Here is a 13,810-nt window from a genome sequence, read left to right as displayed (position 1 = left end):
TGAATTTTTGGAAGCTGCTATTTTTTACGAGGTGTACTTTTTGTAAAAAAAGAGTGGATTTCTCCACTCTCTAAAAGATTATTTTTAAGATACAAATTATAAATAATATTTTTTCAATACAGTTAGGTCATCGTTTAATTCATAAACTAATGGTTGACCTGTTGGGATTTCTAAATCCATGATATCTTCATCAGAAATTTGTTCAAGGTGTTTTGCAAGAGCACGTAAAGAGTTTCCGTGAGCAGCGACTAAGACAGTTTTGCCATCCTTTAAAGCAGGAGCAATTTGATCTTGCCAAAATGGCAATGCGCGTTCAAGAGTTACCTTTAAGTTTTCTCCTCCTGGAACGTCACGAGAATCCAACATTGCATAGCGGCGATCGTTTGCTGCAGAGCCTTCATCGGTTGCTTCCATCAATGGAGGCAATACATCGTAGGAACGACGCCAAATATGAACTTGGTCATCACCATATTTTTCAGCAGTTTCTTTTTTGTTTAAGCCTTGTAATTTTCCATAATGACGTTCATTTAAGCGCCATGACTTCACTGTAGGTACCCATAATTGATCTGAATATTCTAAAATGTAGTTACATGTCTTGATAGCACGTGTTAAAACAGAAGTGTAGGCGATATCAAATTCGATACCTGCTTCTTTAATTTTACGGCCACCTTCTTTGGCTTCTTCCACACCTTCTGGAGCTAGATCAACATCAGCCCACCCTGTAAATTGGTTTAACTTATTCCATTCACTTAATCCATGACGAGAAAAAACTAATTTTGGCATAAAAAACTCTCCTTTACATTGTTTTCCGAAATTTTTCATTTTCATATTCATTGTACACTTTTTCTCAAATTATTTCTATTGAAAAATTTACTTGATTTTGCGAGGAGGAACAAGAATGGTTTTTGGACCATTGTCTTGGCCGACAATCACCGTTTTGACCATATCTAAAAATAAACCGTGCTCCACGACCCCAACCAATTGATTGAGTTCTTCATTTAATTGATGTGGATGCTCAATAGCAGTCAAATGCAAATCAATAATATTATGATTGCAATCGGTGGTTAAGAGCTGTCCATCAGCTGTCAAGCGGAAAGAAGGATTGTATCCTTTCTCAGAGAACAAGCGAAACAACTGCTTTGCGCCATATGGAACAACTTCAACGGGCAATGGAAACTTACCCAGCGTGTCAACCATCTTCGATTGATCAACAATCCAAATAATTTCTTTTGCATAGGAGGCCACAATTTTTTCAAATAGTAGTGCAGCACCGCCACCTTTTATCCCCTGAAAATCTGCCGATATCTCATCGGCTCCGTCTACGACTAAATCAACATAAGGAACATCATCAATTGTCCGAATGGGGATGCCTAACTTACTAGCTTGCTCGCGAGAAGCAATGGAAGTAGGGACTCCTTGGATTTGCAAATGCTCTTCTTTGACCCGCCGCCCCAATTCTTCAATAAAGTAATACGCTGTTGATCCTGTTCCTAACCCAACAATCATGTCTTGCTTGACATAAGATGCAGCTTCGATTCCAACCATTTGTTTTAAATTCATAGCGACCACCTTTGACTTTTGATGTTTCTATTATAATGGGAAATGAAAAAATAAGATAGCGCTTCATAGACGGAACTTCAAAAAAAGCAACAAAAAATGTTCAAACATATTTGACAGTTTTGTTGTTCCATGCTATTCTAACAAAGGTGCTTTAATTACAGGTCTCTCTTTGAGACGTGCTGACTGTGGGAAGTACACGTAAATGCGAATGATGCATTATTTTTTATTGAAAAAAAAGAACCACCTGGATGTGTGGGTCTATATAGTGAACCAGGAAGGAGGATGACAAGGGATGCCTACAATTAATCAATTAGTACGTAAACCTCGTAAATCTAAGGTTGAAAAATCAAATTCACCTGCATTGAACAAAGGATACAACAGTTTCAAAAAAACTCAAACTGACGTGAGTTCACCTCAAAAGCGTGGGGTAGCTACTCGTGTGGGTACCATGACACCAAAGAAACCAAACTCTGCTTTGCGTAAATATGCCCGTGTTCGTTTGTCTAACTTAATTGAAGTGACTGCTTATATCCCAGGTATTGGCCACAACTTACAAGAACACAGTGTTGTGTTACTTCGTGGTGGACGTGTAAAAGACTTACCAGGGGTACGTTATCATATCGTACGTGGTGCGTTGGATACTGCCGGTGTGAACGATCGTAAACAATCTCGTTCAAAATATGGTACAAAACGCCCTAAAGCATAATTTTCTTTATTTAGCAAAAACAAAGTAAGAACATAAAAATATATTTTTCGGAAGGAGGAGTTACGGATGCCTCGTAAAGGTCCTGTTGCAAAACGTGATGTTTTACCAGATCCTATTTATAACTCAAAATTAGTAACTCGCTTAATTAACCGTGTCATGATTGACGGAAAACGTGGGGTTGCTTCAAATATTATTTATAATGCATTTGACATTATTAAAGAATCTACAGGCAATGATCCATTGGAAGTTTTCGAACAAGCAATGAAAAACATCATGCCAGTACTAGAAGTAAAAGCTCGTCGTGTAGGGGGTTCAAACTATCAAGTACCAGTTGAAGTTCGCCCTGAACGTCGTACAACTTTAGGTCTTCGTTGGGTGGTAAATTACGCTCGTTTGCGTGGAGAACATACAATGGAAGAACGTCTTGCAAAAGAAATCATGGATGCTGCCAATAACACTGGAGCTTCTGTGAAAAAACGCGAAGACACTCACAAAATGGCAGACGCAAACCGTGCATTTGCTCATTATCGTTGGTAAGATCCTCTCTGCATATGCATATCATTTAGCAGAAGGTATAGATGGAAACCATTTACTCGAACTGAGAGGAGAACAAACCTAAAATGGCAAGAGAATTTTCTTTAGAAAACACTCGTAACATTGGGATTATGGCCCACGTTGATGCTGGTAAAACAACAACAACAGAACGTATCTTGTACTACACAGGTAAAATTCATAAAATTGGTGAAACGCATGAAGGTGCATCACAAATGGACTGGATGGAACAAGAACAAGAACGTGGGATTACGATTACTTCCGCAGCTACTACTGCTCAATGGAAGGGTAATCGCGTAAATATCATTGATACTCCAGGGCACGTGGACTTCACAATTGAAGTACAACGTTCTCTACGTGTCCTTGATGGCGCGGTAACTGTCTTAGATTCCCAATCAGGTGTTGAACCACAAACAGAAACTGTTTGGCGCCAAGCAACAGAATATGGTGTTCCACGTATCGTATTCTGTAACAAAATGGATAAAATTGGAGCAGATTTCTTGTATTCTGTATCAACTTTACACGATCGTCTACAAGCAAACGCGCATCCAGTTCAATTACCAATTGGTGCTGAAGATGATTTCACTGGGATTATTGACTTAGTGAAAATGAAAGCTGAAATTTACACAAACGATTTAGGAACGGAAATTCAAGAAACGGAAATTCCAGAAGAATATCGCGAACAAGCTGAAGAATGGCGTGAAAAATTAGTCGAAGCTGTAGCTGATACAGACGAAGACTTAATGATGAAATTCTTAGAAGGTGAAGAAATCACTATCGACGAATTGAAAGAAGCGATTCGTAAAGCAACAATTGCCGTGGAATTTTTCCCAGTTCTTTGTGGAACAGCCTTCAAAAACAAAGGGGTTCAATTACTATTGGACGCAGTTATTGATTATTTACCTGCTCCAACAGATATCCCTGCAATTAAAGGGATTAACCCTAAGACTGATGAAGAATCAGATCGTCCAGCTGATGATTCCGCACCATTTGCATCATTAGCGTTTAAAGTGATGACTGACCCATTCGTAGGTCGTTTAACATTCTTCCGTGTGTACTCTGGTGTATTAGAATCTGGTTCATATGTTTTAAATGCGTCGAAAGACAAACGCGAACGTATCGGCCGTATTCTACAAATGCATGCCAACACACGTAAAGAAATTGAAAAAGTTTATTCAGGCGATATTGCGGCAGCTGTTGGATTGAAAGATACAACAACTGGAGATACGTTGTGTGCAGAAAATGCACCAGTTATCTTAGAATCAATTGACTTCCCAGATCCAGTTATCGAAGTTGCTGTTGAACCAAAATCAAAAGCAGACCAAGATAAAATGGGTATTGCATTGCAAAAACTAGCTGAAGAAGATCCTTCATTCCGTGTAACAACAAATGTTGAAACGGGTGAAACGGTTATCGCAGGTATGGGTGAATTGCATTTGGACGTATTGGTAGACCGTATGCGTCGTGAATTTAAAGTAGAAGCAAACGTTGGTGCTCCTCAAGTTTCTTACCGTGAAACATTCCGTTCTGCAACGCAAGCAGAAGGTAAGTTTGTTCGCCAATCTGGTGGTAAAGGTCAGTACGGTCACGTATGGGTCGAATTTACCCCTAATGAAGAAGGCGGCGGGTTTGAATTTGAAAATGCAATCGTCGGTGGGGTTGTTCCTCGTGAATACATCCCAGCTGTTGAAAAAGGACTAGAAGATGCGATGGCAAATGGTGTCTTAGCAGGCTATCCTTTAGTTGATATTAAAGCAAAACTTTATGATGGGTCATACCATGATGTCGACTCAAATGAAACAGCCTTCCGTGTAGCTGCTTCAATGGCGCTACGTGCTGCTGCGAAAAAAGCAAATCCAGTCATTCTAGAACCAATGATGAAAGTAACAGTGACTGTTCCTGAAGAATATTTAGGAGACGTAATGGGTCACGTGACTGCTCGTCGTGGACGTGTAGAAGGTATGGAAGCACATGGTAATGCTCAAATCGTGCATGCGATTGTACCATTATCAGAAATGTTTGGTTATGCAACAACACTACGTTCATCAACACAAGGACGTGGAACATTTATGATGGTCTTTGACCACTATGAAGATGTACCGAAATCAATTCAAGAAGAAATCATTAAGAAAAATGGTGGGAAAGCCGAATAATCTTAAATGATTTCGGAATTCTTTTCAAACTACTAGGTTTTTTAAGAAGTTTCGTGTACAATAATGAACGATGATAAAGGCAAGGAATCACTTGTGATTCCTTACTTGTCAAATAAAAAAATCAAAAAATTGTAAATTTTAGGAGGAACATTTAAAATGGCAAAAGAAAAATTTGACCGTTCTAAACCCCATGTAAACATTGGTACTATCGGACACGTTGACCATGGTAAAACTACATTAACAGCTGCAATTACAACTGTTTTAGCTAAAAAAGGTTTGGCTAAAGCGTCTGCTTATGATCAAATTGATGGCGCTCCAGAAGAACGCGAACGCGGAATCACTATCTCAACTGCGCACGTTGAATACGAAACTGAAAACCGTCACTATGCTCACGTTGACTGCCCAGGACACGCGGACTATGTTAAAAACATGATTACTGGTGCGGCTCAAATGGACGGAGCTATCTTAGTAGTTTCTGCTGCTGATGGCCCTATGCCTCAAACACGCGAACATATCTTACTTTCACGTAACGTAGGTGTTCCTTACATCGTTGTTTTCTTAAACAAAATGGATATGGTTGATGACGAAGAATTATTAGAATTAGTAGAAATGGAAGTTCGTGATTTATTATCTGAATATGACTTCCCAGGCGATGACACTCCAGTTGTTGCAGGTTCTGCTTTGAAAGCTTTAGAAGGCGATCCTTCATACGAAGAAAAAATCTTAGAATTGATGGCTGCTGTTGACGAATATATCCCAACTCCAGTTCGTGATACTGACAAACCATTCATGATGCCAGTCGAAGACGTATTCTCAATCACTGGTCGTGGAACAGTTGCTACAGGTCGTGTTGAACGTGGACAAGTTCGCGTAGGTGACGTTGTAGAAATCGTTGGTATCGCTGACGAAACTGCTCAAACAACTGTAACAGGTGTTGAAATGTTCCGTAAATTATTAGACTATGCAGAAGCTGGTGATAACATTGGTGCGTTACTTCGTGGGGTTGCTCGCGAAAACATCCAACGTGGTCAAGTATTAGCTAAACCTTCTACAATTACACCACATACAAAATTCACTGCTGAAGTGTATGTATTAACAAAAGAAGAAGGTGGACGTCATACTCCATTCTTCACAAACTACCGTCCTCAATTCTACTTCCGTACAACAGACGTTACAGGTGTTGTAGAATTACCAGAAGGTACTGAAATGGTAATGCCTGGTGATAACGTAACAATTGAAGTTGAATTAATTCACCCAATTGCTATCGAAGATGGAACTCGTTTCTCTATTCGTGAAGGCGGACGTACTGTTGGTTCAGGCGTTGTTTCTGAAATCAAAGCGTAAAAATAGTAATGAAAAAACGTGAGCGAAATTTCGTTCACGTTTTTTTTTTATAGTTATTTTTGGTTTTGATTGAAATGAAACAAGTGCTGCTTGCTGATAAAATGATCCAATTTTTCACTTGGACGATGAGCAAAGTAGTCTGCAAATTTTTTGCTCCAGCGTTTCGTTTCCCGCGCTTCACCAAATTTTTCCATGGTTGTGTCATATGCTTCAATCAAAGAATAATCATAATCTTTATAGGTGTCATAATGGATAACAGCTTGTTCTGGTAAGCGTGGTTTGATGTTCATTTCTACTGTAGGTTTTCCGATGCTTAGACCGGCGATTGGCAAAACAAAATCAGGTAAATGTAGCAACTCTTTCAGTTCGTCAACATAACTACGTACGCTACCAACAGGCACAGCACCAAGACCAAGTGACTCTGTTGCAATTAGTGCGTTTTCCAGTGCTAAACTTGCATCAGTCGTTGCAATTAACAATGGATTGAGGCCTTCTTCTATCTTGTAGGCTACATGATTTTTTTCGGCAACTGTTGCCGTACGTTTCAAGTCAGCTAGAAAAAGTAAGAACACAGAGCTTTTTTCTATATGAGGATTTCCTGGATTTAACCGAACCATCTCATGGCGGATAGCTTGATCTTGAATGACAAGGATTGAATACATTTGGCCATTCATCCAACTTGGAGCTTGGCGAGCGGCTGCTAAGATGGCCTCTAATTCTTTTTTAGGTAATTCATAGGCTTCATCAAAATTGCGATAGCTACGATGGGACGTCAGTAGTTTTATTGTTTCGTTCATAAGTAATCATCCTTTCTTAATTGCTCAGAGATGAGCTGCATCGTTTTTATAAAGGGAGTGACTTGACTCTTAGCTAAGCGAGTAAAGTTCACTCTACAGGACATTGTATCATTACTGAAGAGAAAAGAAGGTGCTAGAAGAATATTGTTTGCTAAAAATAGATCCCAATCTTTTCGCTTTAAGGGTTGATGCTTCCAAGTGAGCCAATGATACATGCCACCACTAATTGTTCTGATTTGCCAATCCTTCTGTAAAGCGGGAAAGAGTTCTTGGAATTGTTGATCTTTTTGTTTGAGATGCTTGACTAATTGTTTGTGGGTTTCCTGATAGTTCTCATCGGTTAATGCTTGATAGGCAAGTAACTGTGGAAATAAGTCCGTAACTAAATCGAGTCGTTCTTTGGTTTCCGAAAATGCTTGAATAAGGGCTTGCGGAGCTAAAATCCAACCTATTTTAATCAAAGGGGAAAAAATTTTTGATAACGAACCGAGATAAATCACTTGGTCAGGTGCCAATTCTTTTAAACTAGGTGGTACAGTGGCGAAACTTAACTCAGTAAAAATATCATCCTCGATAATTGGGATTTGGTAATGCCGACAAATAGCAATGATTTGTTTGCGTCGGTGAAGCGACATACTTCTACCAGTAGGATTTTGATGAGTGGGATTAAGATAAAGCAACCGAATTTTTTTCTTCTGACAAGCTTGTGAAAAGGCGTGGGCCGACATGCCTTCATCATCTTGCGGAATGCCCTCCAAACGAATTCCTAACGCAGCAAAATAGGGAAGTGCGAATAAGAATGATGGATCTTCGGTGGCGACACAATCGCCTTTTTTTAGTAAAGTTTGCAAAATAATCTGAATTCCTTGGGTGGAGCCAGAAGTTAGTACTAATTGTTGGAAGTCATTTGAAAAATGAAGCGTACGTTGAAGATGGTCTTTCAGCAAGTGAAGCAACGGTGTATACCCACTGCTTGTATTTTCAGTTGCTTTTTTTAGTATTTGGTCCCAAGCCATTGCTGGAAAAGAAAAGTTTGGAATCAGTTCAGTGGGTAATTCTCCAGTAAATAAATCGATATCGTCAATGGTCTTCTGTCGCTCCCTCATTTTTTTCAGGTAGGGATCATCCTTTAATCGAGAATGCGAAGGAAAGGTAGACCAATGAGAAAATGGTGTCCGACGATTGGCGAGTTGACTTTGAGCAACCTGTGTCCCACTGCCTTGTTTGCGGATAATCCAACCCAAACTAGTTAGCTCTTCTAATGCACGCACAACTGTCGATCGATTTACACCCCATTGTTTAGCTAAGGTTCGTTCGGGTGGCAAAGAGGCACCTGGTAGCAAATCGCCACGTTCGATTTTCAAAATATAATCATCAATAATTTGTTGATACAAGGGATTTTTTTTTGCCATGTTCTTCCTTTCACGAACGAGAATGATAAAGCTTAATGATAATTGGATGGTTTAAAAATAATCCAATTGGTTGTTTTCGTCAAGGCATTTGCTGGGTATACTGAAAAACAAGAAAAAAGGATGTGGTGAAATGAAAAAGGTATTAACGATTGCAGGCTCTGATTCAACTGGAGGAGCGGGACTGCAAGCAGATTTAAAAACGTTTGAGGAATACGGAACGTTTGGTTTTTCTAGTATTACTTCGATTGTAACGATGGATCCCGAAATCGGTTGGTCGCATGAAGTAACGGAGCTTTCTTCAGAACTATTAGCAAAGCAACTTATTTCCGTATTCGCTGGTGGACCGGTTGATGCAATCAAAACGGGGATGATGGGCAATGAAAAAAACATTGAAATAGCAAGTCATTATTTAACCACAACGTATACGAATCATGTGGTTATTGATCCTGTGATTGCTTGTAAAGGGACGGCACAAATTCTGCAACCGAAGAGTGTAGAAGGAATAAAGCACTATCTTTTACCTAGAGCAGAAATCGTTACCCCGAATCTTGTAGAAGCAGGTATTTTATCTGGCATGGGCGACTTGCATACAATTGCTGAAATGAAAGAGGCTGCCAAAAGGATTACGGATTATGGAGCAAGACAGGTGGTAATCAAAGGCGGCCGTCGGTTTGCTTCAGATAAAGCCCTTGACTTGTATTATGATGGTACTCGTTTTGAATTGTTGGAAGGGAAACTTTACGAAACGAATTGCAATCACGGTGCTGGTTGTACGTTTGCTGCCGCGATTACAGCTGGCTTAGCCAAAGGGAAAACGGTATTCGATGCAGTGGTTTTAGCCAAAGCCTTTGTTTCCAAGGCGATTGAAGAGGGAGTTGTTATCAATTCTTATGTAGGTCATGTCTGGCATGGTGCATATAATCATGCGGAAGAACGAATGGAGGAAGGAAAATGAGGCGTTTTTCTACTATAGAAAGTGTTGTATTTGTAGGGCTTTTTGCGGCATTAACTGTCATTGGCACGATGATCAAAATTCCTTTACCTACTGGTGCTTTTGTACACATGGGAAATGCGGTGCTGTTGTTGTCCGTATTATTGCTAGGCTATCTTCGCGGCTCATTGGCCGGAGGAATTGGATTTGCTATTTTTGATTTATTAAATGGCTACGCAACGGAGGCGCCTTATTTTATTTTAGAGAGTTTCATTGTAGGTGCGGCAGCATATGGAATGTATTGTTTATATAAAAAAAATCCAACAAAAATCTATCAAGTGGTCATGATTGGTATTGGAACAGGTATTGCTAAAATTAGTATGACCCAAATCAAAAACACTGTTGTTCAATTAATGATGGGGAATCGTTTGTCAGTCGGGTTTAATGCTGCGCTTGTCCAATTGCCCGCTACATTAATTAATGTGGTAACAACAATCATTGTTGTCACTTTTCTTTATTTTCCATTAAAAAAAGCCATGGTACGTTTGCTACCGACCAATAAATACTAGTAGGGATAAACTGTTTTTGGCGATAAAGGGCACAAGGAGAGCGACATTGTTTGTTGGTTGAGCCCTTATTGTTGAAAACAGTTGCTTATTTTTGAATTTTTTAGAAGAAAGTTCTTGCTATTGAAGTTTAAACATACTATAATCATAAAGGTGCTGTTCAAAAAAACAAAAACAGCATTGGTAGAAAAAAAATTCTGCCGGCTAGGAAACGAGAGGTTGCGACACGCCCGGACGCTTTGCCATGGACGAGCGTGACGGAAAATTTTCGTGGAGCTATGTCTACTTTTAAAATAGGCGAAGGAGGGAAAACAATGGCAAAACAAAAAATTCGTATCCGTTTAAAAGCGTATGAACATCGTATTTTAGATCAATCAGCGGATAAAATCGTAGAAACTGCAAAAAGAACTGGAGCTGATGTATCTGGTCCAATTCCATTACCAACAGAACGTAGTCTTTACACCGTTATCCGTGCGACACATAAATACAAAGATTCACGCGAACAATTCGAAATGCGTACACACAAGCGTCTAATCGACATTGTGAATCCAACACCAAAAACAGTTGATGCTTTAATGAAGCTAGACTTACCATCCGGTGTGAACATTGAAATTAAACTATAAAAATAAGATGGAGGTGTAATCATGACCAAAGGAATCTTAGGGAAAAAAGTGGGAATGACTCAAATCTTTACTGAATCAGGCGAACTAATTCCAGTAACAGTTGTAGAGGCAACACCAAACGTTGTCCTACAATTGAAAACAGTGGAAAATGATGGCTATACAGCTGTTCAAGTTGGTTACCAAGATTTACGTGAAGTTTTAAGTAACAAACCTGCGAAAGGTCATGTTGCAAAAGCAAACACGGCTCCTAAGCGCTTCATTCGCGAATTTAAGGATGTTGAGCTTGAGGGCTTAGAAGTAGGATCAGAAGTAAAAGTTGATGTATTCCAAGCTGGGGATATCGTTGACGTGACAGGCACAACTAAAGGTAAAGGATTCCAAGGCGTTATCAAACGTCACGGACAAAGCCGCGGACCAATGGCTCACGGTTCTCGTTACCATCGTCGTCCTGGTTCAATGGGTCCAGTAGCGCCTAACCGCGTATTCAAAAATAAACATCTTGCAGGTCGTATGGGCGGCAACCGCGTAACTATTCAAAACTTAGAAATCGTACGTGTGGATGCTGAACGTAACGTCATCTTAATTAAAGGTAACGTTCCTGGAGCGAAAAAATCATTGATTACAATAAAATCAGCTGTGAAGGCTAAATAAATAGATAGGAAGAAAGGAGGAACTAAGGAATGCCGAATGTAGCATTATTTAAACAAGATGGAAGCCAAAATGGCGAAATCACTTTAAACGAAGAAATCTTCGGAATTGAACCAAATGAATCAGTTGTCTATGATGCAATCATCATGCAACGTGCTTCATTAAGACAAGGAACACATACTGTGAAAAACCGCAGTGCTGTTCGTGGTGGTGGCCGTAAACCATGGCGCCAAAAAGGAACAGGTCGTGCCCGTCAAGGTTCTATCCGTTCACCACAATGGCGTGGAGGTGGTGTAGTTTTTGGACCAACACCACGTTCATACAGCTACAAACTTCCTAAAAAAGTTCGTCGCTTAGCAATGAAATCTGTATTATCAGAAAAAGTTGCTTCAAATAACTTGGTTGCGGTCGAAGCGTTAAGCCTTGATGCACCAAAAACAAAAGAATTTAAACAAGTTTTAGCTAACTTATCTATTGACTCTAAAGTATTAGTAGTACTAGAAGATGGTAATGATTTTGTAGCATTGTCTGCACGTAACTTACCAAACGTTTCTGTTGTTTCTGCTGATAATGTTAGTGTCTTGGATGTTGTTTCAAACAACAAAGTGTTAGCAACTCAAACTGCTCTTACTCAAATTGAGGAGGTGCTTGCATAATGAATTTACTAGATGTTATCAAAAAACCAGTCATCACTGAAAAATCAATGTTGGCGATGGACGAAAAGAAATACACATTCGAAGTAGACACTCGCGCAAACAAGACTTTGGTGAAACAAGCTGTAGAAGCAGCTTTTGGTGTTGAAGTGAAAAACGTAAACATCATCAACGTACGTCCGAAATTTAAACGTATGGGTAAATATGTAGGGTACACGAAAAAACGCCGCAAGGCGGTTGTAACATTAACAGAAGCTTCAAAAGAAATTGAATTATTTGCTGCTGAATAAGCAGAGTTCATTCTAAAAAAAATTAACAGGAGGGAAAAAAGACGTGGCTATTAAAAAGTACAAACCTACCTCAAATGGTCGCCGCAATATGACAAGTTCTGATTTCGCGGAAATCACTACTTCGACACCAGAAAAAACATTGTTGGCACCATTGAAAAATAATGCCGGTCGTAACAACAACGGACGTATTACAGTTCGCCATCAAGGCGGCGGTCACAAACGTCAATACCGTTTAGTTGATTTTAAACGTAATAAAGATAACGTTGTTGCTACAGTAAAAACAATTGAGTATGATCCAAACCGTTCTGCTAATATTGCATTAGTACATTACGAAGATGGAGTAAAAGCATACATTTTAGCACCAAAAGGATTAGAAGTTGGCGTGACAGTCGTTTCTGGACCTGAAGCAGATATTAAAGTAGGTAACGCATTACCATTGGCAAATATTCCAGTTGGTACCGTTGTTCACAATATCGAAATGAAACCAGGCAAGGGCGGACAATTAATTCGTTCTGCTGGTACAAGTGCACAAGTGTTAGGTAAAGAAGGCAAATACGTTTTAATTCGTTTAAATTCAGGCGAAGTTCGTATGATTTTGGCTACTTGCCGTGCGACAATTGGAGCTGTAGGTAATGAACAACATGAATTGATTAACATCGGTAAAGCAGGTCGCTCTCGTTGGATGCGCAAACGCCCAACTGTTCGTGGTAGCGTAATGAACCCTAATGATCACCCACACGGTGGTGGTGAAGGTAAAGCTCCAATCGGACGTAAAGCACCAGTTTCTCCTTGGGGTCAACCAGCTCTTGGATACAAAACACGTAATAAAAAAGCAAAATCAGACAAACTTATCGTTCGTCGTCGTAATGCAAAATAATTTCTTTGACCATGTGTCGCACATTTTGAGAGGAGGTTCACCATGGGTCGTAGTTTAAAGAAAGGACCTTTTGTCGATGATCATTTGATGAAAAAGGTCGACGCACAACAAGGTGCTGAAAAGAAAAAAGTAATCAAAACTTGGTCACGTCGTTCAACAATCTTCCCAAGCTTTGTTGGATTTACAATTGCTGTCTATGATGGACGTAAACATGTACCAGTTTACATCCAAGAAGACATGGTAGGACATAAACTAGGTGAATTTGCACCAACAAGAACTTATCGTGGTCACGCAAGTGATGATAAGAAAACAAAACGTTAATTTGAGGGGAGGATATAAGAATGGCAGAACAAATTACGTCAGCTAAAGCAACTGCAAAAACAGTTCGCGTTTCTCCTCGCAAATCACGTATTGTGATCGATTTAATCAGAGGGAAAAATGTTGCTGAAGCAATTGCAATCTTAAAGTTCACGCCGAACAAAGCTGCAGGGGTAATTGAAAAAGTCCTAATGTCAGCTATTGCGAATGCGGAAAACAACTTTGATTTAGACGTTGAAAACTTGGTAGTATCAGAAGCGTTTGTTAACGAAGGACCAACAATGAAACGTTTCCGTCCACGTGCCAAAGGATCAGCATCACCAATCAATAAACGGACAAGTCACATCACCGTAGTCGTATCAGAAAAATAAGGAGGGACA

At 39.7% G+C, this 13,810-nt stretch carries 17 protein-coding genes; 13 read left to right on the top strand and 4 right to left on the bottom strand.

All coding sequences use genetic code 11. The features are described 5' to 3' along the window. Positions 1-96: 96 nt before the first annotated feature. A complete protein-coding gene (gpmA, locus tag ACFSR0_RS07730) occupies positions 97-783 on the bottom strand; it encodes a 2,3-diphosphoglycerate-dependent phosphoglycerate mutase (protein WP_379981531.1) in 687 nt (228 codons plus the stop codon). Positions 784-870: 87 nt separating this feature from the next. Continuing rightward, complete coding sequence (gene rpiA / locus ACFSR0_RS07725; protein ID WP_379981529.1) at positions 871-1,560, bottom strand: ribose-5-phosphate isomerase RpiA; 690 nt, start codon at positions 1,558-1,560, stop codon at positions 871-873. Between the two features lie 292 nt (positions 1,561-1,852). Here rpiA and rpsL point away from each other — a divergent pair, with 292 nt between their 5' ends. From rpsL to tuf, 4 genes are all read left to right on the top strand, one after another. Further along, on the top strand, positions 1,853-2,266 hold the full coding sequence (gene rpsL / locus ACFSR0_RS07720; protein ID WP_379981527.1) for a 30S ribosomal protein S12: 414 nt from the start codon (positions 1,853-1,855) through the stop codon (positions 2,264-2,266). 66 nt (positions 2,267-2,332) lie between these two features. Further along, positions 2,333-2,803: a 30S ribosomal protein S7 gene (gene rpsG, locus ACFSR0_RS07715; protein WP_379981525.1), complete on the top strand. Its 471-nt coding sequence runs from the start codon at positions 2,333-2,335 to the stop codon at positions 2,801-2,803. 83 nt (positions 2,804-2,886) lie between these two features. Then, entirely contained in the window at positions 2,887-4,971 is a 2,085-nt protein-coding gene (gene fusA, locus ACFSR0_RS07710; protein WP_379981523.1) for an elongation factor G, read from the top strand. 156 nt (positions 4,972-5,127) lie between these two features. Further along, positions 5,128-6,315 carry an elongation factor Tu gene (gene tuf / locus ACFSR0_RS07705; protein WP_379981521.1) on the top strand — a complete coding sequence of 396 codons (1,188 nt, stop codon included), beginning with the start codon at positions 5,128-5,130 and terminating at the stop codon, positions 6,313-6,315. A gap of 53 nt (positions 6,316-6,368) precedes the next feature. Here the strand turns inward: tuf and ACFSR0_RS07700 are convergent, their stop codons facing one another. Both ACFSR0_RS07700 and ACFSR0_RS07695 read right to left on the bottom strand, forming a co-directional pair. Further along, positions 6,369-7,112 (bottom strand): nitroreductase family protein, encoded by a 744-nt coding sequence (locus ACFSR0_RS07700; protein ID WP_379981519.1) that lies wholly within the window; start codon positions 7,110-7,112, stop codon positions 6,369-6,371. Beyond that, entirely contained in the window at positions 7,109-8,524 is a 1,416-nt protein-coding gene (locus ACFSR0_RS07695) for an aminotransferase-like domain-containing protein (RefSeq protein ID WP_379981517.1), read from the bottom strand. The genes ACFSR0_RS07700 and ACFSR0_RS07695 overlap by 4 nt, the downstream gene beginning before the upstream one ends. A 130-nt stretch (positions 8,525-8,654) precedes the next feature. On the opposite strand from ACFSR0_RS07695, the gene thiD reads away from it, so the two are divergent. The 9 genes from thiD to rplV all read left to right on the top strand — a co-directional run bounded on the left by thiD (position 8,655) and on the right by rplV (position 13,801). After that, positions 8,655-9,479 carry a bifunctional hydroxymethylpyrimidine kinase/phosphomethylpyrimidine kinase gene (thiD, locus tag ACFSR0_RS07690; protein ID WP_379981515.1) on the top strand — a complete coding sequence of 275 codons (825 nt, stop codon included), beginning with the start codon at positions 8,655-8,657 and terminating at the stop codon, positions 9,477-9,479. After that, entirely contained in the window at positions 9,476-10,024 is a 549-nt protein-coding gene (locus ACFSR0_RS07685) for an ECF transporter S component (protein WP_379981513.1), read from the top strand. The genes thiD and ACFSR0_RS07685 overlap by 4 nt, the downstream gene beginning before the upstream one ends. A 311-nt stretch (positions 10,025-10,335) precedes the next feature. After that, the gene (gene rpsJ, locus ACFSR0_RS07680; protein ID WP_002389727.1) at positions 10,336-10,644 is read left to right on the top strand and encodes a 30S ribosomal protein S10; all 309 of its coding nucleotides are present in this window, start codon (positions 10,336-10,338) and stop codon (positions 10,642-10,644) included. 21 nt (positions 10,645-10,665) lie between these two features. After that, positions 10,666-11,295 carry a 50S ribosomal protein L3 gene (rplC, locus tag ACFSR0_RS07675; RefSeq protein WP_379981511.1) on the top strand — a complete coding sequence of 210 codons (630 nt, stop codon included), beginning with the start codon at positions 10,666-10,668 and terminating at the stop codon, positions 11,293-11,295. A gap of 29 nt (positions 11,296-11,324) precedes the next feature. Continuing rightward, positions 11,325-11,948, top strand: a complete 624-nt coding sequence (rplD, locus tag ACFSR0_RS07670) for a 50S ribosomal protein L4 (RefSeq protein WP_379981509.1) — start codon at positions 11,325-11,327, stop codon at positions 11,946-11,948. Next, complete coding sequence (locus ACFSR0_RS07665; protein WP_379981507.1) at positions 11,948-12,235, top strand: 50S ribosomal protein L23; 288 nt, start codon at positions 11,948-11,950, stop codon at positions 12,233-12,235. Before rplD ends, ACFSR0_RS07665 begins: the two co-directional genes overlap by 1 nt. A gap of 43 nt (positions 12,236-12,278) precedes the next feature. Beyond that, positions 12,279-13,112, top strand: a complete 834-nt coding sequence (rplB, locus tag ACFSR0_RS07660; protein ID WP_379981505.1) for a 50S ribosomal protein L2 — start codon at positions 12,279-12,281, stop codon at positions 13,110-13,112. Between the two features lie 42 nt (positions 13,113-13,154). Beyond that, entirely contained in the window at positions 13,155-13,433 is a 279-nt protein-coding gene (gene rpsS, locus ACFSR0_RS07655) for a 30S ribosomal protein S19 (RefSeq protein ID WP_379981503.1), read from the top strand. Between the two features lie 20 nt (positions 13,434-13,453). Beyond that, positions 13,454-13,801 carry a 50S ribosomal protein L22 gene (rplV, locus tag ACFSR0_RS07650; RefSeq protein ID WP_007207624.1) on the top strand — a complete coding sequence of 116 codons (348 nt, stop codon included), beginning with the start codon at positions 13,454-13,456 and terminating at the stop codon, positions 13,799-13,801. Positions 13,802-13,810 lie beyond the last annotated feature (9 nt).

Source organism: Enterococcus camelliae (assembly GCF_042685105.1).
Taxonomy (GTDB): Bacteria; Bacillota; Bacilli; order Lactobacillales; family Enterococcaceae; genus Enterococcus_G; species Enterococcus_G camelliae.
Note: the sequence above shows the minus strand (reverse complement) of the source record. Positions and strands in the feature narration are given on the sequence as shown.

Bases quoted from the DNA above. Each gene is read 5' to 3' on its own strand.
- gpmA (WP_379981531.1), bottom strand. From the start codon at position 783: ATGCCAAAATTAGTTTTTTCTCGTCATGGATTAAGTGAATGGAATAAG.
- rpiA (WP_379981529.1), bottom strand. From the start codon at position 1,560: ATGAATTTAAAACAAATGGTTGGAATCGAAGCTGCATCTTATGTCAAG.
- rpsL (WP_379981527.1), top strand. From the start codon at position 1,853: ATGCCTACAATTAATCAATTAGTACGTAAACCTCGTAAATCTAAGGTT.
- rpsG (WP_379981525.1), top strand. From the start codon at position 2,333: ATGCCTCGTAAAGGTCCTGTTGCAAAACGTGATGTTTTACCAGATCCT.
- fusA (WP_379981523.1), top strand. From the start codon at position 2,887: ATGGCAAGAGAATTTTCTTTAGAAAACACTCGTAACATTGGGATTATG.
- tuf (WP_379981521.1), top strand. From the start codon at position 5,128: ATGGCAAAAGAAAAATTTGACCGTTCTAAACCCCATGTAAACATTGGT.
- ACFSR0_RS07700 (WP_379981519.1), bottom strand. From the start codon at position 7,112: ATGAACGAAACAATAAAACTACTGACGTCCCATCGTAGCTATCGCAAT.
- ACFSR0_RS07695 (WP_379981517.1), bottom strand. From the start codon at position 8,524: ATGGCAAAAAAAAATCCCTTGTATCAACAAATTATTGATGATTATATT.
- thiD (WP_379981515.1), top strand. From the start codon at position 8,655: ATGAAAAAGGTATTAACGATTGCAGGCTCTGATTCAACTGGAGGAGCG.
- ACFSR0_RS07685 (WP_379981513.1), top strand. From the start codon at position 9,476: ATGAGGCGTTTTTCTACTATAGAAAGTGTTGTATTTGTAGGGCTTTTT.
- rpsJ (WP_002389727.1), top strand. From the start codon at position 10,336: ATGGCAAAACAAAAAATTCGTATCCGTTTAAAAGCGTATGAACATCGT.
- rplC (WP_379981511.1), top strand. From the start codon at position 10,666: ATGACCAAAGGAATCTTAGGGAAAAAAGTGGGAATGACTCAAATCTTT.
- rplD (WP_379981509.1), top strand. From the start codon at position 11,325: ATGCCGAATGTAGCATTATTTAAACAAGATGGAAGCCAAAATGGCGAA.
- ACFSR0_RS07665 (WP_379981507.1), top strand. From the start codon at position 11,948: ATGAATTTACTAGATGTTATCAAAAAACCAGTCATCACTGAAAAATCA.
- rpsS (WP_379981503.1), top strand. From the start codon at position 13,155: ATGGGTCGTAGTTTAAAGAAAGGACCTTTTGTCGATGATCATTTGATG.
- rplV (WP_007207624.1), top strand. From the start codon at position 13,454: ATGGCAGAACAAATTACGTCAGCTAAAGCAACTGCAAAAACAGTTCGC.